At 73.2% G+C, this 22,031-nt stretch carries 18 protein-coding genes; 11 read left to right on the top strand and 7 right to left on the bottom strand.

All coding sequences use genetic code 11. The features are described from left to right. Positions 1-15: 15 nt before the first annotated feature. From ACWEO5_RS17660 to ACWEO5_RS17675, 4 genes are all read right to left on the bottom strand, one after another. Positions 16-327: a GNAT family N-acetyltransferase gene (locus ACWEO5_RS17660; RefSeq protein ID WP_452163233.1), complete on the bottom strand. Its 312-nt coding sequence runs from the start codon at positions 325-327 to the stop codon at positions 16-18. Next, on the bottom strand, positions 267-1,898 hold the full coding sequence (locus ACWEO5_RS17665) for a phytoene desaturase family protein (RefSeq protein ID WP_452163234.1): 1,632 nt from the start codon (positions 1,896-1,898) through the stop codon (positions 267-269). Before ACWEO5_RS17665 ends, ACWEO5_RS17660 begins: the two co-directional genes overlap by 61 nt. Positions 1,899-2,104: 206 nt before the next feature. Beyond that, positions 2,105-2,689 (bottom strand): hypothetical protein, encoded by a 585-nt coding sequence (locus tag ACWEO5_RS17670; protein WP_452163235.1) that lies wholly within the window; start codon positions 2,687-2,689, stop codon positions 2,105-2,107. 113 nt (positions 2,690-2,802) lie between these two features. Continuing rightward, a complete protein-coding gene (locus ACWEO5_RS17675; protein WP_452163236.1) occupies positions 2,803-4,113 on the bottom strand; it encodes a glutamine synthetase in 1,311 nt (436 codons plus the stop codon). A 197-nt stretch (positions 4,114-4,310) separates the two neighbouring features. On the opposite strand from ACWEO5_RS17675, the gene ACWEO5_RS17680 reads away from it, so the two are divergent. Beyond that, the gene (locus ACWEO5_RS17680) at positions 4,311-4,949 is read left to right on the top strand and encodes a TetR/AcrR family transcriptional regulator (RefSeq protein ID WP_452163237.1); all 639 of its coding nucleotides are present in this window, start codon (positions 4,311-4,313) and stop codon (positions 4,947-4,949) included. Positions 4,950-5,065: 116 nt separating this feature from the next. Next, a complete protein-coding gene (locus ACWEO5_RS17685; RefSeq protein WP_452163238.1) occupies positions 5,066-6,553 on the top strand; it encodes an MFS transporter in 1,488 nt (495 codons plus the stop codon). A 62-nt stretch (positions 6,554-6,615) separates the two neighbouring features. Here ACWEO5_RS17685 and ACWEO5_RS17690 read toward each other — a convergent pair whose 3' ends face one another. Beyond that, positions 6,616-7,188: a Uma2 family endonuclease gene (locus tag ACWEO5_RS17690; protein ID WP_452163239.1), complete on the bottom strand. Its 573-nt coding sequence runs from the start codon at positions 7,186-7,188 to the stop codon at positions 6,616-6,618. A gap of 412 nt (positions 7,189-7,600) precedes the next feature. On the opposite strand from ACWEO5_RS17690, the gene ACWEO5_RS17695 reads away from it, so the two are divergent. The 9 genes from ACWEO5_RS17695 to ACWEO5_RS17735 all read left to right on the top strand — a co-directional run bounded on the left by ACWEO5_RS17695 (position 7,601) and on the right by ACWEO5_RS17735 (position 19,052). Next, positions 7,601-9,376 (top strand): 3-hydroxyacyl-CoA dehydrogenase family protein, encoded by a 1,776-nt coding sequence (locus tag ACWEO5_RS17695; protein ID WP_452163240.1) that lies wholly within the window; start codon positions 7,601-7,603, stop codon positions 9,374-9,376. Between the two features lie 194 nt (positions 9,377-9,570). After that, complete coding sequence (locus ACWEO5_RS17700) at positions 9,571-10,473, top strand: TetR family transcriptional regulator (protein WP_452163241.1); 903 nt, start codon at positions 9,571-9,573, stop codon at positions 10,471-10,473. Between the two features lie 378 nt (positions 10,474-10,851). Then, complete coding sequence (gene ccrA, locus ACWEO5_RS17705; protein ID WP_452163242.1) at positions 10,852-12,222, top strand: crotonyl-CoA carboxylase/reductase; 1,371 nt, start codon at positions 10,852-10,854, stop codon at positions 12,220-12,222. Beyond that, positions 12,222-14,246, top strand: coding sequence for a protein meaA (locus tag ACWEO5_RS17710; RefSeq protein WP_452163243.1), 2,025 nt, complete (start codon positions 12,222-12,224; stop codon positions 14,244-14,246). Before ccrA ends, ACWEO5_RS17710 begins: the two co-directional genes overlap by 1 nt. A gap of 23 nt (positions 14,247-14,269) precedes the next feature. Beyond that, a complete protein-coding gene (locus ACWEO5_RS17715) occupies positions 14,270-15,232 on the top strand; it encodes an HpcH/HpaI aldolase/citrate lyase family protein (protein ID WP_452163244.1) in 963 nt (320 codons plus the stop codon). 4 nt (positions 15,233-15,236) lie between these two features. Continuing rightward, positions 15,237-15,734: a MaoC family dehydratase gene (locus tag ACWEO5_RS17720; RefSeq protein WP_452163245.1), complete on the top strand. Its 498-nt coding sequence runs from the start codon at positions 15,237-15,239 to the stop codon at positions 15,732-15,734. Positions 15,735-15,875: 141 nt separating this feature from the next. Then, positions 15,876-17,078 (top strand): acyl-CoA dehydrogenase family protein, encoded by a 1,203-nt coding sequence (locus ACWEO5_RS17725; RefSeq protein WP_452163246.1) that lies wholly within the window; start codon positions 15,876-15,878, stop codon positions 17,076-17,078. Positions 17,079-17,509: 431 nt separating this feature from the next. Next, the gene (locus ACWEO5_RS17730; RefSeq protein ID WP_344552285.1) at positions 17,510-18,187 is read left to right on the top strand and encodes a phosphatidylserine decarboxylase; all 678 of its coding nucleotides are present in this window, start codon (positions 17,510-17,512) and stop codon (positions 18,185-18,187) included. Positions 18,188-18,200: 13 nt separating this feature from the next. Then, the gene (locus ACWEO5_RS17735) at positions 18,201-19,052 is read left to right on the top strand and encodes a CDP-alcohol phosphatidyltransferase family protein (protein ID WP_176190528.1); all 852 of its coding nucleotides are present in this window, start codon (positions 18,201-18,203) and stop codon (positions 19,050-19,052) included. Positions 19,053-19,129: 77 nt separating this feature from the next. Here ACWEO5_RS17735 and ACWEO5_RS17740 read toward each other — a convergent pair whose 3' ends face one another. Together ACWEO5_RS17740 and ACWEO5_RS17745 are read right to left on the bottom strand one after the other, a co-directional pair. Continuing rightward, positions 19,130-20,467: a hypothetical protein gene (locus ACWEO5_RS17740; RefSeq protein WP_452163247.1), complete on the bottom strand. Its 1,338-nt coding sequence runs from the start codon at positions 20,465-20,467 to the stop codon at positions 19,130-19,132. 380 nt (positions 20,468-20,847) lie between these two features. Beyond that, positions 20,848-21,969 (bottom strand): alpha/beta hydrolase family protein, encoded by a 1,122-nt coding sequence (locus ACWEO5_RS17745; protein WP_452163248.1) that lies wholly within the window; start codon positions 21,967-21,969, stop codon positions 20,848-20,850. Positions 21,970-22,031 lie beyond the last annotated feature (62 nt).

Raw genomic sequence — 22,031 nt, forward strand, 5'->3', positions numbered from 1 at the left:
ACGTGCAAGAGGTGGTCAGAGCGGGGTGGGGCCGCCGTGGCGGGCGAAGAACTCCTCGGCGAACAGGGCGAACAGCACCACGTCCCGGTGCTCGCCCGCCACGAAGAAGTGCCGGCGCAGGCGGCCCTCCTCGGTGAAGCCCAGCCTCCGCTGGAGGGCCGGTGAGGACTCGTTGTGGGCGAGGACCCGGGCGGTGGCCTTGTGGTGGCGGCGCTCGTCAAAGGGCGAAGCCCTCCGGAAGCGCGCAGCAATCGGGGCGGGACCCGTCAGGCGGGTCCGGGAGGCGGGGGTGTCCGGCGGAGGGCGCCGCGCAGCAGGGCGGACCACAGGCGGGTTCGGCCGGGGCGGTCGAGTGCTTCGTGGGCGGCGAGCAGGCCGCCGGTGACCGCGCCGAGGAAGCCGCCGGCCAGGCAGTCCTGGCCGGCCAGGTAGAGGCCGTCGATGCCGGTGCGCGGGCGCAGCCAGTCGGCCCGGCCGGGGTGGCGGCCGTCGCCGAAGCCGGCCACGTCCTTCGCCAGTCCGTAGAGGCTGCCGCCGGGCCAGCCGCCGAAGTGTTCGGCGCTCAGTGGGGTGCCGAGTTCGTGGTGGGCCACCCGCCCCCTGGTGCGCGGGAGTTCGCGGTGCAGGCGCTCCAGCAGTTCGGCGGTCAGCTCGGCCTTGAGGGCGAGGTAGGCGGGGTCGCGGTCCCGCCGGGGCGAGTCCCGGAAGGGGGCGAAGAGCTCCGGCCGCACGTAGGCGAGGATTTCGCCGGTGGACCGCCCGGGGTGCCGGGTCGTCCAGGTCGGGTCCTTGGCGCTGGCGAAGGAGACGAACAGTCCGCTGGTCCGCTGCCGGGGGTCGCCGTCGAAGAAGGAGTCGCAGTCGCCGTCGGTCACCAGCAGGTTGTGCCGGGGCAGGCCGAGTTCCGCCGGGTCCCCGTCGAGGCCGAGGAAGAGCACCACGAACGGGAAGCCGCCCCGCATGGCGGCCAGTCGGCGCGTGCGGGCCCCGGTCGGGTCGGGGAGCAGGCCGGTGAGGGTGTTCCGCGCGCCGGCCGCGCTGACCACCAGCGGGGCCCGCACCCGGGTGCCGTCCGCGAGCCGCACGCCGGAGGTCCGGCCGCCGGTCAGCTCGATCCGGGCCACCGGCGCCCGGACGAACACCTCGCCGCCGCCGTCGCGGATCGGGCCGAGCATGGCGCGCGCGATCGCGGCGCTCCCGCCCACCGGGTACCAGCCGCCGGTGCGGAAGTGCTCGAACAGCACGGCGACCAGGAAGAACGGCAGTCGGGCGGTGGAGTCGGCCAGCAGCAGCGCGGCCTGGGTGAGCAGGGCCTGCCGCAGCCGTTCGTCGCCGATCAGCCCGGCGACCACCTCGCGGGCCGGGAGCAGGGCGCGCGGCGGCACCGCCGCGGTGCGCAGCACCCGGGCGAGCGGGCGGGCGACCGGGCCGGACAGGCGCCCGAGCGCGAGCACCGGCAGCACCGCCCGGCAGCGGGCGACCAGGTCGAACAGGGCCTCGATCCCGGCCCGTTCGGCCGGGAAGCGGGCGATCAGCGCGGCCCGCTGGGCGCCGGGTCCGACCGGTACGGGGTGCACCTCGCCGGCCGGGCGGTACTCGTCGTAGGGGTCGCCGATCGGGGCCCACTCCAGGGCGCCGCCGGTCAGGTAGTCGGAGAGCACCCGCACCGGTTCGCGCTCCGCCAGCTGCCCGACGTAGTGGATGCCGACGTCCCACTCCCAGCCGCGCCGGCGGTAGGCGTGGGTGTACCCGCCCGCGGTGTAGTGCTGCTCGAACACCGCGACCCGGCGGCCCTGCCGGGCCAGGCAGACCGCCGCGGTGAGCCCCCCGGCCCCGGAGCCGACCACCACGGCGTCGTAGCCGGCCGCCGCCCCGCCCTTCGTCAGGGGCCGTCCCACCAGCACGCTTCCCGCTGCCGCCACCGTGCACCGCCTCCGTCCCGACCGCCGTTCCCTGGAAACGAACCACGGCCGGACGCGTCACGGCGGACTCGGCACCGGAAGGGCGGGCCCGCCGGGTTCGGCCGCCCCGGGTGGGCGGGAGGTCAGCGGTCCCAGCGGGAGGTCAGCGGTCCCAGCGGGAGGCCAGCGGCCCCAGCGGGAGGTCAGCGGCCCCCGGTGGCGAAGTAGACCGCCGCGCCGACGGCGGCCGCGGCCAGGGCCGCGATCAGCGCCCCGCGCAGCGGCACCTTCGGTTCGCGCACCCGGCTGCTCTCCGGCGCGGTGTCCAGCGGTACCCGGTCGCGCTCCGGGCAGCGCTCGGGGACCTCGACCCGCCAGGGCCGCTCCGGGTCGTAGGAGACGTCCAGCGTCCCTCCGGCGGCGAACTCCTGGAGGTGCATCACGTTGACCCGGGCCCTGCCGTGCACCCGGTAGGCGGGGCGTCCCTTCGGAGCCACCGTCAGGTCCAGTTCCAGCCTGTGGTCCGGGCCGTCGCCCGTCGCCCGCACGTCCTCGATCCGGGCGGGCGCGGGCACCGTCGCGCCCTTGACGTGCAGCCCGGCCTGCCGGCGGCGGCCGCCGTACACCAGGGCGCCCGCGAGCAGGGTCGTCCACGGCACCAGGTTGATCCCGACGACGAACCGGGCGATCCCTCCCCCGTCCTCGTCGCCCAGCTCGGTCGCCCCCTGCACCACCGCCCCCAGCTCGCCGCCCACCACGACGAACAGCAGCAGCCCCACCCAGAACATCCCCGCTCCCTCCCCCGGGCCCGGCCCCCGGGCGCCCACACTCTAGGGGTACCGGGTGAAGGCTCCGGGAACCCGGTGGTGTCCACCGGGCGGCCGGGCGGGGTCGGAGCGGTTCAGTAGCGGTAGCGGACGGCTTCGACGAGTTCCTCGGGCCCGAGGTCGGCGAACCGGGCGATCTCGGCCTCCCGGACGTCGAGGACGGCCCGCCAGAGCGGTTCGCCGAGCGCGGCGCGCAGCACCTCGGACTTGCGCAGCGCGTCGGCGGCCCGGTCGAGCGTGGTGGGGAGGCGTTCGGCGACGCCGTCGGGGTCGCCGGTGGTCTCGGCGGGCAGTCGGAGGGCGGCGCCGAGGCCGGCCAGGCCCGCGGCGAGGACGCCGCCGACGGCGAGGTAGGGGTTGGCGGCGGCGTCGAAGCACTTGATCTCGGCGTTGGCCTGCTCGGGCGTGGAGCCGGTGATCAGGCGGAGCGCGGCCTCCCGGTTCTCCAGGCCCCAGCAGCGGTGCGGGCCGGACCAGCGGCCGGGGGCGAGCCGCAGGTAGCTGGCGACGGACGGGGCGCCGAGGGCGAGCAGCGCGGGCAGTTCGGCGAGCACTCCGGCCAGGAACGCCTCGGCCTCCCGGGTGAGCCCGTGCGGGCCGGTGCCGCCGTGGCCGAGGTTGCGGCCGTCGCGCCAGAGGCTGAGGTGCAGGTGGCCGCCGTTGCCGACGCCGTCGGGGGCGGTGACGGGGGCGAAGCTGGCGCGCAGTCCGTGCCGCAGCGAGACGGCCTGGACGGTGTGCCGCACCAGCAGGGCGGTGTCGGCGGCCTCGACCGGTCCGCTAGGGGCGACGGAGAGTTCGTACTGGCCCTCGGTGTACTCGGGGTGCAGTTGGAGGACGGTGAGTTCCTGTTCGCGCAGGGCGCGCAGCAGGTCGCGCAGGTAGTCGCTGTTGCCGATCAGGCGGCGCATGCCGTACGCGGGGCCTCCTTCGCCGCCGTCGACGATCCACTCGACCTCGATGCCCGCCCGGACGGTCAGGCCGAGGTCGGCGAGCGCGTCGGCGGTGCGGCGGGCGAACTGGCGCTGGCAGCCGGGGTGCGGGTCGCCCTGCTGGGTCCAGCGGTCGCCGGGGGCCCAGGCCCAGCCGGGCTGGGCGGCGAGGCGGCGCAGGCCGGTGAGGTCGGGGACCAGGCGCAGGTCGCCGACCGGGCCGCCCGAGGGGGCGAGCGAGTCGTCGACCAGGAAGGCGTCGAAGCAGGGGGCGGCGCCGACACCCCAGCGGGCGGCGGACTCCAGGCCGCGGACGGGGACGGTCTTGACCCGGGTGACGCCGGCGTTGTCGACCCAGCTGACGATCACCCCGTCGACGCCCTCGGCCTCGATCCGGGTGGCGGCCACCCGGGCCTCGGCGGCGCGCTCGGCGCGTGGCTTGGCGGTGCTCATGGGCCCATCCTGACCAGGGCTTTCTCGGCGTTCGGGGGAGCGCGCCGGGAGGTCACCCGTCCGTGGCGGCAGGCATGTGACGCAGGTCACATCGAATGATGAAATTTCCGGGGAGCAGTTCCCCGTTTAGACATCTGTCCGCAACAAAACGGGGAGAGGATCCCCACTAACGGCCCGCCGCTCGAAGGGAGCGCACCATGACCGTCGTCACCACCGCCGCTCCCGTCCGGCGCGCCGACGCGGCCCGCAACCGGGCCCGCATCGTGGCCGCGGCCCGGGAGGCCTTCGTCGAGCACGGGGCACTGGCTCCGCTCGACGAGATCGCCCGCCGGGCCGGAGTCGGCAACGCCACGCTGTACCGGAACTTCGCCGACCGCCGGACGCTGATCCAGCAGGTCTCCATCGCCGTGATGGAGCGGATCGTGGCGCAGGCGCACGCGGCCGCCGCGGAGGAGCCCGACTCCTTCGCGGCGTTCAGCCGCTTCGCGCACGCCGCGGCCGAGGAGCGGATCGGCGCGCTCTGTCCGCTGCTCTCCGACTCCGTCGACCTCGAAGAACCCGAACTCGCCGAGGCGCGCGCCGAGATGAAGCGGGTCACCGAGGACATGATCCACCGCGCCCAGGCCGACGGCCTGCTCCGCTCCGACGTCGGAGCCGGCGACATCGTGGTCGCCATGGCCCAGCTCACCCGACCGCTCCCCGGCTTCGGCTGCCTCGACCTGGACCCGCACGTCCGGCGTCTCCTGCAGTTGCTCCTGGACGGCCTGCGGGCTCCCGCGCCGTCCGTGCTGCCCGGCCGTGCCGCGACCCTGGAGGACCTCACGCCCGGCGCCTGACCCAGCACACGGCACCCGGGGCGGTCAGCGCCCCCACGACTTCCCGCAGGACCCCCGTCACCGGCCGCGGTCCCGCAAGCACCCGTACGCCCTCGCACACACAAGTGGGTACCTCCATGTCTGACACCCTCCAGCCGGACCCGCGCCGGTGGAAGGCGCTCGTCTTCATCGCCCTCGCGCAACTGATGGTCGTCCTCGACGCGACCGTGGTGAACATCGCGCTCCCGCACGCCAAGGAAGACCTCGGCTTCGCCGACAGCACCACCCAGTGGGTGATCACCGCCTACGCGCTGGCCTTCGGCAGCCTGCTGCTGTTCGGCGGCCGGGTCGCCGACCTGTGGGGCCGCCGCCGCACCTTCATGGTCGGCCTGGTCGGCTTCGCCGCGGCCTCCGCGCTGGGCGGCGCCGCCGTCAACACCTCCATGCTGCTCGGCGCCCGCGCCCTGCAGGGCGTGTTCGGCGCGCTGCTGGCGCCCGCCGCGCTGTCGCTGCTCGCCGTGATGTTCACCGACGGCAAGGAGCGCGCCAAGGCGTTCGGCATCTACGGCGCCGTCGCCGGCGGTGGCGGTGCGATCGGCCTGATCCTGGGCGGCGCCCTCACCGAGTACCTGAACTGGCGCTGGACCTTCTACGTCAACATCCCGTTCGCCGCGGTCGCCATCGCCGGTGCGGTCCTGGTCATCCGCGAGCCCGCCGTCGGCCTGAACCGCAACCGCCTGGACATCCCGGGCGTGCTGCTGGTCACCACCGGCCTGGTCTCCCTGGTGTACGGCTTCACCCGGGCCGAGCAGGAAGGCTGGGGCGACAGCAGCACCATCGGCCTGTTCGTCGCCGCCGCCGTGCTGCTGGCCGCGTTCGTGGTCGTCGAGAGCCGGGTCAAGGCCCCGCTGCTGCCGCTGCGCGTGGTCACCGACCGCAACCGCGGCGGTGTCTACCTCTCGCTCGGCATGGCCGTGATCGGCATGTTCGGCCTGTTCCTGTTCCTCACCCTCTACATGCAGGGCGTGCTCGGCTACAAGCCGCTGGTCAACGGCGTCGCGTTCCTCCCGATGGTGGTCGGCATGATCACCGGCTCCACCCAGATCGGCGCCCGCCTGATGACCCGGGTCCCGGCCCGGTACCTGATGGCCCCCGGCTTCGTGGTCGCCTCGCTCGGCCTGCTGATCCTGACCCAAATCGACGTCAACACCTCGTACTGGCAGATCCTCCCCGGCCTGGTCCTGATGGGCCTCGGCATGGGCACCGCGTTCATGCCCGCGATGAGCCTGGCCACCTACGGCGTCCAGCCGCGGGACGCCGGTGTCGCCTCGGCGATGGTCAACACCTCCCAGCAGGTCGGCGGCGCGATCGGCACCGCCCTGCTGAGCACCGTCGCGCACAGCGCCGGCACCTCCTGGGCGAAGTCGCACGCGGCCGCCGCCACCGACCCGAAGCTGTTCCAGCTCCAGGCCCAGGTGCACTCCTACTCCATCGCGATCTGGGCGGCCTTCGGCATCCTGCTGCTGGCCGGCCTCACCGCGGGCGTCCTGATCAACGCCGGCAAGCCCGAGCACCACGCCCAGGGCGCCGACGCCGAGGACGCCGTCCCGGTCATGGCGCACTGACGCACCGGCGCACCACGCGCGAACGGCCCGCCCGGAACCCTCCGGGCGGGCCGTTCGGCGTCTCAGCGTGCGTAACGCTTGAGCTCCTCGGTGTCCAGGGTGACACCGATCGGGTCAGGCAGAACGACCTCGTGGCCGTAGGCCAGCGTCGCGACGCTCTCGTAGCGGCCGTCCTTCGGCTCGCTGTGGACCGTCACCGCGCCCGCGTCCCGGTCGATCAGCAGGTAGACCGGAATCCCTGCCTCGGCGTACGCCACCGGCTTCTCGACCCGGTCCCGCCGATGGGTGTCGGTGTCGTAGGACGTCACCTCGACCACCATCAGCACCTGCTCGGGATCGGCCCACTCGCCCTGTCCGGCGAAGGCCCCGTCCTTGGCGAGCGCGCCGTCGGGCTTCGCGTGCCCGGCCCGGTAGCGATCGACCCGCAGCCCTTGCTCGGCGTACAGCCACAGGTCCGGGCGGTGCTGCATACAGCGCTTCGAAACCCAGCGGATGATTTCGCCGTGGTCGCCGTCGGGCACCGGCTTGACTCCGATCCTGCCGTTGATGAACTCGAACACCACGTCTTCCCGTTCGGCCGCTATGGCGATCTCTCTGAACTGTTCGAGTTTCATCTGCGGGCGCTCGGTCGTCATGAATGGTGTCCTCCTTCGGCAGCTGCGGCCACAGTATGAGTCCGCCGGCGGTCCGGCGTGCCGCGTTCCCCCCTTCCTACCCGTCGGTAGCTGGGCTACAGTGTCGGCACGCGCCAGCGCCGGGCTTCGGGAGCCGCACCGGTGGGCCGCGTTCTCTTCTCCTGTGTGCGCGTCGGCGCCGCTCCACGACCTGTTCGGAGCGCCTGAGCACCACGGCAACACCCCGCTGACGGAACCGGAGCGGACCGGTCCGTACCGCGGGGCGCCGCAGTTCTTCCTTCGGTTCTTCCGTTCCCGTTTCTCCCGTGCCGCCGGCACACCCTCCCCCGTCACACCCTCCGTCCGGGTTCGCGCTGTCGCGGCCGGGCGGTGGCGGGGGCCGCGGCGCGGGCCCATGACAAGGAGTCTGGACATGGAGCGTCCCTTTCCCACCGTCGCCGTGGTCGGCCTGGGCACCATGGGTGCCGGGGTGGCCGTGGCGCTGGCGCGCAGCGGGCGTCGGGTGATCGGCGTGGAGGCCGGTCCGACGCAGGCGCTGCGGGCGCTGGACCGGATCGAGGCGTCCACCGCGCGGGCGGTGGAGCGCGGGCGGCTGGAGGCCGGCGAGCGGGCGGCGCTGCTGGCGCTGATCGAGGTCGGCGACGACCTGACCGCCGCGGCGGCGGCCGACCTGGTGGTCGAGGAGGTCCCGGAGGACCTGGAGCTGAAGCGGTCGCTGTTCGCCGAACTGGACCGGATCTGCCCGCCGGAGACGGTGCTGACCACCGGCACCACCGCGCTGAGCGTGACCCGGATCGCGGCGGCCACCGCCCGTCCGGAGCGGGTGCTGGGGGTGCACTTCTTCAACCCGGTGCACACGATGCGCCTGGTGGAGGTGGTGCGCACGGTGCTGACCGACCCCGGGGCGGCCGAGCAGGTCGCCGAGTTGGCGCGCGACCTGGGCAAGGAGCCGGTGGCGGCGGGCGACCGGGCCGGGTTCATCGCCAACGGCCTGCTGTTCGCGTACCTGAACCAGGCGGCGGCGATGTTCGAGTCCCGGTACGCGACCCGGGAGGACATCGACGCGGCGATGCGGCTGGGCTGCGGCCTGCCGATGGGCCCGCTGGCGCTGCTGGACCTGATCGGGATCGACACCGCCCGCACCGTGCTGGAGGCGATGTACGCGCAGTCGAAGGACCGGCTGCACGCCCCGGCGCCGGTGCTGGGGCAGCTGGTCGCGGCGGGCCTGCTGGGCCGCAAGTCGGGCCGCGGCTTCTACGCGTACGAGGCGCCGGGCTCGTCGAAGGTGGTCCCGGAGGAGCGGGCGGACGCGACGCCGCGGGCGGCGGGGCGCGAGGTGCGCGGTGTCGGGGTGTGCGGCAGCGGGACGATGGCCACCGGCATCGTGGAGGTGTTCGCCAAGGCGGGCTTCCCGGTGCTGCTGGCGGCCCGCAGCCGGGAGAAGGCGGAGCGGGCGAAGGAGCGGCTGGCGAAGTCGCTGGAGCGTTCGGTGGCCCGGGGCCGGCTGTCCGAGCAGGCCCGGGACGCGGCGCTGGCGCTGGTGACGCCGACCGGTTCGTACGCGGACCTGGCCGACGCGGACCTGGTGGTGGAGGCGGTGGCGGAGGACCTGGCGGTCAAGCGCGAGCTGTTCGCGGCGCTGGACGCGGTCGTCAAGCCGGGCGCGGTGCTGGCCACCACCACCTCCTCGCTGCCGGTGGTGTCCTGCGCGACGGCCACCTCCCGGCCGGGCGACGTGGTCGGGATGCACTTCTTCAACCCGGCGCCGGCGATGAAGCTGGTGGAGGTGGTGTCCACGGTGCTGACCGCCGGGGACGTCACGGCGACCGTGCTGGAGCTGTGTGCGAAGGTGGGCAAGCACCCGGTGGAGTGCGGCGACCGGGCCGGCTTCATCGTGAACGCGCTGCTGTTCCCGTACCTGAACGACGCGGTGCGGATGCTGCAGGAGCACTACGCGACGGTGGACGACATCGACACCGCGATGAAGCTGGGCTGCGGCTACCCGATGGGCCCGTTCGAACTGCTGGACGTGGTGGGCCTGGACGTGTCGCTGACCATCGAGCGGGTGCTGCACCAGGAGTTCCGCGAGCCGGGCCTGGCGGCGGCGCCGCTGCTGGAGCACCTGGTGGCGGCGGGCTGCCTGGGGCGCAAGACGGGGCGTGGTTTCCGCGACCACGCACGGCGGTGACCGGCCGTCCGGCGCCGGCCCCGCAGGGTCGTCCGGCGCCGGCCGGGGGCGTCAACCCGCTTGCGGCGAAGCCTCCTTGGGGCGCGGGGGCGGTCTCCTCGCGGTGGCCGCGGCCGGCCGTGGCGCCGACGGCGGCGCCGGTGCGCCGGGGCAGGCCGGCCGGGGCCGCACCGGGTGCGTGTAGCGTTCCGAACATGGATCGCCAGACCTCGTCCCCCCAGCAGCAGCCGCAGGCCGCCGGGCCCGATCAGCCGCGTGCGGGGGTGGAGTCCGGACCGGGCAGCCGCCGGGCCGCCGCCCAGCGCCTGCAGATGCGCCAGGACCTCACCGCCGCGGCGATGGAGCTGTTCGCCACCCAGGGGTACGAGGAGACGACGGTCGATCAGATCGCGGCGGCCGCCGGGGTCGCCCGGCGGACCTTCTTCCGGTACTTCCGGTCGAAGGAGGAGGCGATCTTCCCGGACCACGACGACACCCTGGTGCGGGTGGCGGACCTGCTGGCCAGCGCCGAGACCGAGGAGCACCCGCTGGACGTGGTGTGCCGCGGCATCAAGGAGGTGCTGCGGATGTACGCCTCCACGCCGGAGATGTCGGTGGCCCGCTACCAGCTGATCCGGCAGGTCCCGGCGCTGCGCGAGCGCGAGATCGCGGTGGTCTCCCGCTACGAGCGGCTGTTCACCCGCTACCTGCTGGGCCGGTTCGACGCGGCCGAGCAGACCCCGCCGAGCTGGCAGCGCGGCGGGGACGACGACTCGATGCTGGCCGAGGTGTCGGCGGCGGCGGTGGTCGCGGCGCACAACCACGTGCTGCGGCGCTGGCTGCGGGCCGGCGGCCACGGGGACGTGGAGGCGCAGCTCGACCACTCCTTCGGGGTGATCCGGGGGACGTTCTGGCCGACCCCGCCGAGCGGGGCCCGCCGCCGCGGCGCCTCCCTGGCACCCGGTGCCAGTGGGGAGGGCGGGGAAGCCGAGGCGGTGAGCGCACTGAGTGCCAGTCCGGGGGGTGAGGTGCTGATCACAGTCGCCCGGACGGACGCACCGCTGGAGACGGTGGTGGATTCCATCAGAGCCGCCCTGGCGGGCAGGACTTCCGCGTAATCCAGGCCGTTTCCGCAGATCAACCGCTGTTTCGAAGGCCCGTTCCCGCTTCCGGGGGCGGGCCTTCGGCCTGCCCGGGCCCGTCCCGCACCGCGTGTCCTTGCTCACGCCACGACTTGGCACCCCGTGTCTTTACGAGTGGCACAGGGTGCCACTACCTTGTTCCCACCGGCTGCGGCGCCGCGGCTCCCCACCTCGGCGCGCCGTCTTCCGGCGTCCCCCACCGAGGGGGCGTGAACCAGCAGCACCCACGCGACACCACCCACCCGTCGCACCAGCCAAGCACCACCCTCAGACCCTCAACGCGAAGCCGGTGTCCGCTCCCGGCTCCCCCAGACGCCCTGTGTCCCTCGCACAGGTACGCCTTCGGAGGCAGCCATGCAGGAAATTCTCGACGCGATCCTCAGCGGCGACGCCACGTCCGCCGACTACGCCGCCCTGGCGCTGCCCGAGTCCTACCGGGCGGTGACGCTCCACAAGGACGAGGAGCAGATGTTCGCCGGCCTGGCCAGCCGGGACAAGGACCCGCGCAAGTCGCTCCACCTGGACGACGTGCCGCTGCCCGAACTCGGCCCGGGCGAGGCCCTGGTGGCCGTGATGGCCAGTTCCGTCAACTACAACACCGTGTGGAGCTCGATCTTCGAGCCGGTCTCCACCTTCGGTTTCCTGGAGCGCTACGGCCGCCTCTCGCCGCTGACCGCGCGCCACGACCTGCCGTACCACGTGCTCGGCTCCGACCTGGCGGGCGTGGTGCTGCGCACCGGCGCCGGGGTCAACGCCTGGAAGCCCGGCGACGAGGTGGTCGCGCACTGCCTGTCGGTCGAGCTGGAGTCCCCCGACGGCCACAACGACACGATGATGGACCCGGAGCAGCGGATCTGGGGCTTCGAGACCAACTTCGGCGGCCTGGCCCAGATCGCCCTGGTGAAGACCAACCAGCTGCTGCCCAAGCCCAGGCACCTGACCTGGGAGGAGGCCGCCTCCCCGGGCCTGGTCAACTCCACCGCCTACCGGCAGCTGGTCTCGCGCAACGGCGCCGGCATGAAGCAGGGCGACAACGTGCTGATCTGGGGAGCGAGCGGCGGCCTCGGCTCGTACGCCACCCAGTACGCGCTGGCCGGCGGCGCCACCCCGATCTGCGTGGTCTCCAGCCCGCAGAAGGCGGACATCTGCCGGGCGATGGGCGCCGAGGCGATCATCGACCGCTCCGCCGAGGGGTACCGGTTCTGGAAGGACGAGAACAACCAGGACCCGCGCGAGTGGAAGCGCCTGGGCGCGAAGATCCGCGAGTTCACCGGCGGCGAGGACGTGGACATCGTCTTCGAGCACCCCGGCCGGGAGACCTTCGGCGCCTCGGTCTACGTCACCCGCAAGGGCGGCACCATCGTCACCTGCGCCTCCACCTCCGGCTACATGCACCAGTACGACAACCGCTACCTGTGGATGTCGCTGAAGCGGATCGTCGGCTCGCACTTCGCCAACTACCGCGAGGCGTTCGAGGCCAACCGGCTGGTCGCCAAGGGCAAGATCCACCCCACCCTGTCCAAGGTCTACTCGCTGGAGGAGACCGGCCAGGCCGCCCTGGACGTGCACCACAACAAGCACCAGGGCAAGGTCGGCGTGCTCTGCCTGGCCCCGCAGGAGGGCCTGGGCGTGCGGGACGCGGAACTGCGGGCGCGGCACATCGACAAGATCAACGTCTTCCGCGAGCTCGACGAGCGGAACGACAAGCACAGCGGGAACGCCTGATGGCCGCTCAGGAACGTGACCGGCCCTGGCTGATGCGCACCTACGCCGGGCACTCCACCGCGAGCGACTCCAACGCGCTGTACCGGCGCAACCTCGCCAAGGGGCAGACCGGCCTGTCGGTGGCCTTCGACCTGCCGACCCAGACCGGCTACGACTCCGACCACGTGCTGGCCCGCGGCGAGGTCGGCCGGGTCGGCGTGCCGGTCGGGCACCTGGGCGACATGCGGACCCTGTTCGACGGGATCCCGCTGGAGCGCACCAACACCTCGATGACCATCAACGCCACCGCGATGTGGCTGCTGGCGCTCTACCAGGTGGTCGCCGAGGAGCAGGGCGCGGACGTCGCCAAGCTCACCGGCACCACCCAGAACGACATCGTCAAGGAGTACCTGTCGCGCGGGACGCACGTCTTCCCGCCCGGCCCCTCGGTGCGGCTGATCACTGACATGATCGCCTACACGGTGGCGCACGTCCCCAAGTGGAACCCGATCAACATCTGCAGCTACCACCTGCAGGAGGCCGGGGCGACGCCCGTCCAGGAGATCGCCTACTCGATGTGCACCGCGATCGCCGTGCTGGACGCCGTCCGCGACTCCGGGCAGGTCCCGGCCGAGCGGATGGGCGAGGTGGTCGGCCGGATCTCCTTCTTCGTGAACGCGGGCGTCCGCTTCGTCGAGGAGATGTGCAAGATGCGGGCCTTCAACCGGCTGTGGGAGAAGGTCACCCGGGAGCGCTACGGCATCGAGGACGCCAAGCAGCGCCGCTTCCGCTACGGCGTGCAGGTCAACTCGCTGGGCCTGACCGAGGCGCAGCCGGAGAACAACGTCCAGCGGATCGTGCTGGAGATGCTGGCCGTCACGCTCTCCAAGGACGCCCGTGCCCGCGCCGTCCAACTCCCGGCCTGGAACGAGGCGTTGGGCCTGCCGCGGCCGTGGGACCAGCAGTGGTCGCTGCGGATCCAGCAGGTGCTGGCGTACGAGTCGGACCTGCTGGAGTACGGCGACCTGTTCGACGGCTCGCACGTGGTGGAGGCGAAGACCGCCGCGCTGCTGGCCGGCGCCGAGGCGGAGATCGCCAAGGTGCTGGGGATGGGCGGGGTGATCCCGGCCGTCGAGTCCGGCTACCTGAAGTCCAACCTGGTGGCCTCGCACGCCGAGCGGCGGGCGAGGATCGAGGCGGGCGAGGACCGGATCGTCGGCGTCAACTGCTTCGACAGCACCGAGGACAGCCCGCTCACCGCGGACCTGGACACCGCGATCATGGTGGTCGACCCGGCGTCCGAGCGCTCGGTGCTGGCCAACCTGGCGGCCTGGCGGGCCGGGCGGGACGAGGCCGCGGTGCGGGCCGCGCTGGCCCGGCTGAAGGAGGTGGCGGCCACCGACGAGAACCTGATGGACGCCACCCTGGCCTGCGCCCGGGCCGGCGCCACCACCGGCGAGTGGTCGTTCGCGCTGCGCGAGGTGTTCGGCGAGTACCGGGCCCCCACCGGCGTGGGCGGCGCCCCGGTCGCGGTCGCGGCCGAGCCGGGCGGCGAACTCGCCGCCGTGCGCGCGGCGGTGGCCGCGACCGCCGCCGAACTCGGCACCGGCAAGCTGCGCCTGCTGGTCGGCAAGCCCGGCCTGGACGGACACTCCAACGGCGCCGAGCAGATCGCCGTCCGGGCCCGCGACGCCGGGTTCGAGGTGGTCTACCAGGGCATCCGGCTGACGCCCGAGCAGATCGTCTCGGCGGCCGTCGCCGAGGACGTGCACTGCGTGGGCCTGTCCATCCTGTCCGGCGCGCACCCCGAGCTGGTGCCGGACGTCCTGCACCGGCTGCGCCGCGCGGGGGTGGAGGATGTGCCGGTGATCGTGGGTGGAATCATCCCGGCGGCGGACGCGGAGGTCCTGCGGGACGCCGGCGTCGCCGCCGTGTTCACGCCCAAGGACTTCGGCATCACCACCATCATCGGCCGGATCGTGGACGAGATCCGGCTGGCCAACAGGCTCCAGCCCCAGGTCCCGGCCACCGCCGCGACCAGCTGACCCCGGAAGGAACACCCCTCCTCATGACGACCGTGAACCGCCTCCGTCCGCGCCGTTCCTGCCTGGCCGTGCCCGGCAGCAACCCGCGCTTCCTGGAGAAGGCCCAGGGCCTCCCGGCCGACCAGGTCTTCCTCGACCTGGAGGACGCCTGCGCCCCGCTGGTCAAGGAGAGCGCCCGGCACCACATCGTGGACGCCCTCAACAACGGCGACTGGGGCGGCAAGACCCGGGTCGTCCGGGTCAACGACTGGACCACGCACTGGACCTACCGGGACGTGATCACCGTGGTCGAGGGCGCCGGCCAGAACCTGGACTGCATCATGCTGCCCAAGGTGCAGGACGCCGAGCAGGTGGTCGCGCTCGACCTGCTGCTCACCCAGATCGAGAAGACCGTCGGCCTGGAGGTCGGCAAGATCGGCATCGAGGCGCAGATCGAGAACGCCAAGGGCCTGGTCAACGTCGACGCGATCGCCGCCGCCTCGCCCCGGCTGGAGACGATCATCTTCGGCCCGGCCGACTTCATGGCGTCCATCAACATGAAATCCCTGGTGGTCGGCGAGCAGCCGCCCGGCTACGGCGCCGACGCCTACCACTACATCCTGATGCGGATCCTGATGGCCGCCCGCGCCAACGACCTGCAGGCCATCGACGGCCCCTACCTGCAGATCCGCAACCAGGAGGGCTACCGCGAGGTGGCCCGCTGCTCGGCCGCCCTCGGCTTCGACGGCAAGTGGGTGCTGCACCCGGACCAGGTCGCCGCCGCGAACGAGATCTACTCGCCCGCGCAGGAGGACTACGACCACGCCGAGCTGATCCTGGACGCCTACGACTGGTGCACCTCGGAGGCCGGCGGCGCCAAGGGCTCGGCGATGCTCGGCGACGAGATGATCGACGAGGCCAGCCGCAAGATGGCCCTGGTCATCGCGGGCAAGGGCCGGGCCGCGGGCATGGAGCGCACCACCAAGTTCGAGATCCCCGGAGCCTGACGCCATGCAGTTCGGACGCACCTACGAGGAGTTCGAGGTCGGCGCGGTCTACAAGCACTGGCCCGGCAAGACCGTCACCGAGTACGACGACCACCTGTTCTGCCTGCTCACCATGAACCACCACCCGCTGCACCTGGACGCCAACTACGCGACCACCACCGTGCAGGGCAGGAACGTGGTGGTCGGCAACTACGTCTACTCGCTGCTGCTCGGCATGTCCGTCCCGGACGTGTCCGGCAAGGCGATCGCCAACCTGGAGATCGAGTCGCTGCGGCACGTCGCGCCGACCTTCCACGGCGACACGCTGTACGGCGAGACCGAAGTTCTCGACAAGCACATGACATCCAAGCCGGATCGCGGCATCGTGTACGTCGAGACCAAGGGCTACAAGCAGGACGGCACCGTCGTCTGCACCTTCCGCCGCAAGGTGATGGTGCCGACCGAGACGTACGTGAAGGAGCGCGGCGGGGAACAGCCCGGCCGCCCCGAGCCGCTCGCCTGACCGCCCTCAGAGCCCCGGACGGGCGGGCCGCCGTCATCGGCCTTCGCCCCTACCCGGTTCCCGGGGGCTCCGCGGCAGCCACGCGCCGCGGAGCCCCCAACCCCTCACCCTCATCTTCACGAGCATTCACGGAGCCGCACGATGGGACGCCTCGCACAGACCGACGGCCTCACCGAGATCCAGCGGGACATCCTCGCCACCGTGCGGGAGTTCGTCGACAAGGAGATCATCCCGGTCGCCACCGAACTGGAGCACCGGGACGAGTACCCGACCGCCATCGTCGAGGGCATGAAGCAGCTCGGCCTGTTCGGGCTGACCATCCCCGAGGAGTACGGCGGCCTCGGCGAGTCGCTGCTCACCTACGCCCTGGTGGTGGAGGAGATCGCCCGCGGCTGGATGTCGGTCTCCGGCATCGTCAACACCCACTTCATCGTGGCGCACATGATCAACGCGCACGGCACCCCGGAGCAGAAGCAGCACTTCCTGCCGAGGATGGCGGCCGGCGAACTGCGCGGCGCCTTCTCGATGTCCGAGCCGGGCCTGGGCTCCGACGTGTCGGCGATCTCCACCAAGGGCGTCCGGGACGGCGACCACTACGTCCTGAACGGCCAGAAGATGTGGCTGACCAACGGCGGCACGTCCAGCCTGGTCGCGGTGCTGTGCCGGACCGACGAGGGCGGCAGCACCCCGTACAAGAACATGACCACCTTCCTGGTCGAGAAGACCCCCGGCTTCGGCCCGAACGGGACGGTGCCCGGCCTGACCGTGCCCGGCAAGATCGAGAAGATGGGGTACAAGGGCGTCGACACCACCGAGTTGGTGCTGCAGGACGTCCGCGTCCCGGCCGACCGGGTGCTCGGCGGCGTCCCGGGCCGGGGTTTCTACCAGATGATGGACGGCGTCGAGGTCGGCCGGGTCAACGTGGCCGCGCGCGGCTGCGGGGTGGCCCGCCGGGCCTTCGAGCTGGGCATCGCCTACGCCCAGCAGCGGGTCACCTTCGGGAAGAAGATCGCCGAGCACCAGGCGATCCAGTTCAAGCTGGCCGAGATGGCCACCAAGGTCGAGGCCGCGCACCAGATGATGGTGATGGCCGCCCGCAAGAAGGACAGCGGGCAGCGCAACGACCTGGAGGCCGGGATGGCCAAGTACCTGGCCTCCGAGTACTGCAAGGAGGTCGTCGAGGACTCCTTCCGGATCCACGGCGGCTACGGCTTCTCCAAGGAGTACGAGATCGAGCGGCTGTACCGGGAGGCCCCGATGCTGCTGATCGGTGAAGGTACGGCGGAGATCCAGAAGATGATCGTAGGACGCCGGCTGCTGGAGGAGTACCGGCTCGCCGACTGAGGACCCCTTCCCGGGGCGGACGGCGGGCGTGCGGCCCGTCGTCCGCACCGCGCCGCACCCGTCCCGGCCTGGTCAGCCGGTCCCTCCGGCGGGAACGGCGCCCGAGGCGACCCGCCGGCGCGTTTCCCCAGGTGCGCGCCGGTGGGTCGCCTCCGTGCACCGCGTGTCACTCCGGCGTCACTGAGACGTGAATCACCCGTGACCCAGGACCTCTTGGGGAACCGCGCCCGCTCCGGTTACGGTCGTATGCATAGCAGGTGCTCGACCCAGTAGGTAGACGTAGCTCGACTAGCAGGCGGCTTGCCCAGGTACGGGCAGGTCCCGATAGCATCCACCCGGACAGCAGCCGTCCAAACAACTCGATCCCCGCGGTGGCCCCCGTCCAGGGGCCATTCAGTGTCCCCGCGCGGGGCCGCGACTAAAGGTCCTCGATGCCCATCAGCCCGTCCCCTCACACCTCCGCCCAGGGTCCCGGACCCGAGGGTCGGCGTCCCCGCGTGACCATCGCGCGCGGTGCCACCCCCTGGTTCGTTCCCACGCTGGCCACCGCCGCCGTGACGACCGCCCTCACCCGGCGTTCCGGCAAGTGGGCCCTGGCGGCCGTGCCCGCCTGCGCCCTGAGCGCTGGCATGCTGTGGTTCTTCCGCGACCCCGAGCGCGAGATCGGCGCCGGCCGAGTGATCTCCCCGGCCGACGGCGTGGTCCAGTCCATCGACGAGTGGCCGGACGGCCGCACCCGCGTCGCGATCTTCATGAGCCCGCTCAACGTCCACGTCAACCGCGCGCCGCTGGCCGGCAGCGTGACGTCCGTCGAGCACATCGCCGGTGGGTTCGTCCCGGCGTTCAACAAGGACAGCGACCGCAACGAGCGCGTCGTGTGGCACTTCGACACCGAGCTCGGCGACATCGAGATGGTGCAGATCGCGGGTGCTGTGGCCCGTCGCATCGTCCCCTACGTGGACGCCGGCACCAAGGTCGAGCAGGGCGAGCGGGTCGGCCTGATCCGCTTCGGCTCCCGCGTCGACACCTACCTGCCGGCGGGCGTCGAGGTCGGCGTCACGGTCGGCCAGAAGACCACCGCCGGGGTGACTCGCCTTGACCGTGACTGATCCGGAAACCCTCATGGAGCTCGACGACGACGAGTCGACCGAGCTCCGCCGCCGCCGCTGGGCCCGGGACCGCGAACTGCGCGCCCCCCGCTCCCCCCAGCACCTGTCCACCGCCGATTTCCTGACCCTGGGCAACGCCGTCTGCGGCTTCCTGGCGATCTACTCGATCACCACCGGGATCCTCATGCCGCACCTGACCAACGAGTCGGCCGCCCCGGTCAAGCACAGCGCCGCCACCGCGGTGACGCTGCTGCTGATCGGCTCCATGTGCGACCTCTTCGACGGCCTGGTGGCGCGCAAGCTGCGCTCCTCCGCGCTCGGCGCCGAGCTCGACAACCTAGCCGACCTGATCAGCTTCGGCATCGCGCCGGCCTACTTCGTCGCGGTGTGGGGCCTGGTCTCCCCCGGCACCAACCAGCAGCTCTCGGCGTTCATCGCGCTGACCGTGCTGCTCGCCGTGGTGCTGCGGCTCGCCCGCTTCTCGGCGGTCAAGATGCGGCCCGGGATCTTCCAGGGCATGCCCTGCCCGATGGGCGCGATGACCGTGCTGGCCATCGTGCTGCTCGACCCGCCGTTCGTCCCCGGCCTGCTGATGATCTTCGGCGTGGCCTACCTGATGGTCAGCCGGATCGAGTACCCGAAGCCGCAGGGCCTGCTCGCCACCGCGACGCTCGCCTGGATCGTGGTCTCCATCGGCTGCCTCGCCTCCTGGGCGGCGGGCCTGCCCGGCGGCGACACCCTGATGCACATCGGCGCGGTCGCCCAGATCGCGCTGGCCGCGATGGCGCCGCTGCTGGTCATCCGCCGCAAGGTCGGCGAGAAGGTGGGCGTGGTCCGCGCCCGGCGCGCCGAGAACCGGGGCTGACGCACCCGCCGCACGAAGAAGCCGCCCTCCCGGGAAGTTCTCCGGGAGGGCGGCTTCTTCCGTGTGCCGGTGCGGGCTCAGGCGCCGCCGTTGTGGACGGAGAAGGCGCTGCGGCGGGCGGCGCGGGCCACCGCCGGGTCGGGGTGGACGGAGGCGACGGCGGTCAGCACGCTGGCGGCGCGCGGGTGGCCGGACTGGCGGGCGCGGTTGAACAGCCGCACCGGCTCGCCGGCCGAGGCGCCCTCGACGTGGCCGACCAGCAGCGCGGTCTCGCCGTGGTCGAGCACGGCGGCGGCGGTGTCCACCCACAGCCAGGCGGCGTCCTCCGCGCCCAGCACGTCGGCCGGGGACACCCCGTCCTCGTCCAGCTGTTCGGCCAGCCAGAGCAGCGCGTAGGGGCGCAGGACGGGCTCGTCCACGGCGCCGCGCACACCCTGCTCGGCGGTGGAGCCGGCCACCACCCGGAGCGCCTCGAAGGCCAGGCCGCGCACCAGCGCGTCCTCGCCGCGGGCGGCCTCCAGCAGTTCGGCGACGGCGCGGTCGGCGGGGCGGGCGGCGACCCAGGCCCGGAACTCGGCGCGGGCCGGGCCGGGGCTGTAGTCGGCGCAGGCGCTGAGCAGCTCGGCGGCGCTCTGCTCGATGTGGCCGGCGGCGGTCTGCGCGACGGTGCAGATCTCCTCCAGCTTGGCCCGGACAGCCCAGTGGCCCAGCGGGGAGAGCTCGGCGGCCTCGTCGCGGCGGCCGAGCGCGCCGACGGCGGCCAGGCCGTCGAGCATCCAGTCGAGGACGGCGGCGACGTCGGCGGGCGAGTGCGGGGTGTCGATCTGCGGTTCGCGGCAGGTGCCGCGGACGGCGGAGACCGCGAACGCGGCGTGCGGGACGGGCGACAGCGGGAAGGTGCCGGAGCTGGGGCCGAGGCGGCGCTCGTCGAGGCCGCGGCGGAGCAGTTCGAGCAGTTCGCTGTCGGCGACCGGGCCGTCCACCAGGTGCAGGAAGGACAGCAGCTGGGGGGCCTGGTCGACGGCCTGCCCGGCCAGCTGGGCGAAGACCCCGCGCAGCGCGGCGGGCGGGACGGGGGCCAGCAGCGTCCAGGCGTCGAACAGCGCGGACCAGCCGCGGACCACCGCCTCGTCGTCGTGCTCCCAGGCGTGCAGCCGCCAGCCGGGCCCGGCTCCGCCGTCGCGCAGCTCGACCAGGCCGACCAGCAGGGCCTGGCCCCAGGCGTTGGCGGCGGCGCCGACGGTCATCGCCAGGGCGCGCCCGGCGGCCCGGGCGTCCTCGGGGAGGAGTTCGCCGCGCTTGTCGACCTCGGAGAGCTCGCCGGCCCAGCGGGCCACCCGGACGGCGTCGGCGAGCATTCGGCGGGCCAGCGGGGCGAGTTCGGAGGGGGCCGGGAAGCCGTCCGGGACGGGCACCCGGCCGCGCCCCGGCTTCGCGGGGACCCGGCGGCGATTGGCGGCGACGGGGGGAGTGCCCTCCGCACGACCGACGGCCGCCGTGCCGGGCAGACGGGTCACCGTCGCACCGGTGCGGTGGGGCGGGTGCGGGGCATCACGGTCGCGCGGGTTCCGAGACGTCACGCCGTGCAGTCTTCCCCTTGTACGGGCCTTCTGTCACATCGACTGCCGGGCTGTCTCGGCCCGTCGTCCGAACGGCTCGAACGACGGGGGGACGAGTCACCGTGAAACGGGACGAAACGCTCCGCTTTTCGGCGTGGACATGGCGGATATTGTGACCGCTCCGAGACGAAGACGCGGTACCCGGCGTTCCGGTTCCCGGTCCCGGCCCCCGGGGCTCAGAGCAGCGGGGTGAGGAAGCGGCGCAGCGCCTCGGTGTACCCCGCCGGATCGGCGTTCCACAGCGCGGCGTGCTCGCCGTGCGGCACCGGGTGCAGGCTGACCAGGTCGTCGCGGCCGTCGGCCAGCGCCTGGGCGGCGCTCCACGGGGCCACCCGGTCGTCCGTGCCCTGCAGCAGCAGCGCGGGCGCGGGCAGGTCCGCGCCGGAGGCGATCCGGGCGAAGTCGGCGAGGTCCACGCCGGTGCGGCCCTGGGCGGAGAGCGCGCCGAGCTCGCCCAGCGCCGGGGACGACCAGGCCCAGGCGGTCTCCCGGCGGACGGTCTCGGACCAGTCCAGCACCGGGGAGTCCAGCACCACCCCGGCGATCCGGTCCCGCCAGGTGGAGCGGGCCGCGGCGTGCAGCACGATGGTCGCGCCGACCGACCAGCCGTACAGCACCACCTGCCCGGCGCCCTGGGACAGCGCGTACCGGATCGCCACCTCGACGTCCTGCCACTCGGTCTCGCCGAAGTGGCCCAGACCGTCCGGCGGGGCCGGCGCGTCCCGGTCGCCGCGGTAGCTGAGCGTCAGCGAGGGCATCCGCAGCGCGTGCAGCAGCGGCAGCACCGCCAGCGCCTGCTCCCGGCCGGTGCCGGGGCCGTGCACCAGCAGCACCCAGGTGCCGCGGATCCCGGCGGTGCGCCAGGCCGGGAGGTCGCCGAGCTCACTGGCCACGGCGACGTCCGCGTAGTCCAGGCCGAGCGCGGTGCGCGGATCGCCGAGCAGCACCCGGGGCGTCACCCTGACCTCGGTGCCGACCGCCAGCGTCCCGCCGTCGGCGCGCTCCAGCCGCCGGGTGACCCGGTCGCCGCCCTGCTCCAGCACCCCGCCGACCACCGCGTGGCCGTCCTCGCCCCACTCCAGCGCGTACGTCCCGCGCCGCCGGGTGTCCGGCGTCGAGGTCAGCACCACCCGGCCCGGCCCGAGCGCGTGCACCTTCACCGGCGCGGGCGCCGAGAGCACCTGCACGGTGCCCGGCCGCACCACCCGGTCCGACACCTTCCGACCCAGCAGCAGGAAAGCCGCCGTTCCGGTTCCTGCTGCGGCGGCCGCGACGGCGGCTGCGGTTCCCCAACGCATGGCGCTCTCCCGGGTGCTGGCGGTCCTGTGCTCCCAGTGCACCTGCCCCCGCTCCGGACGGC

This window comes from Kitasatospora sp. NPDC004272 (assembly GCF_053603035.1).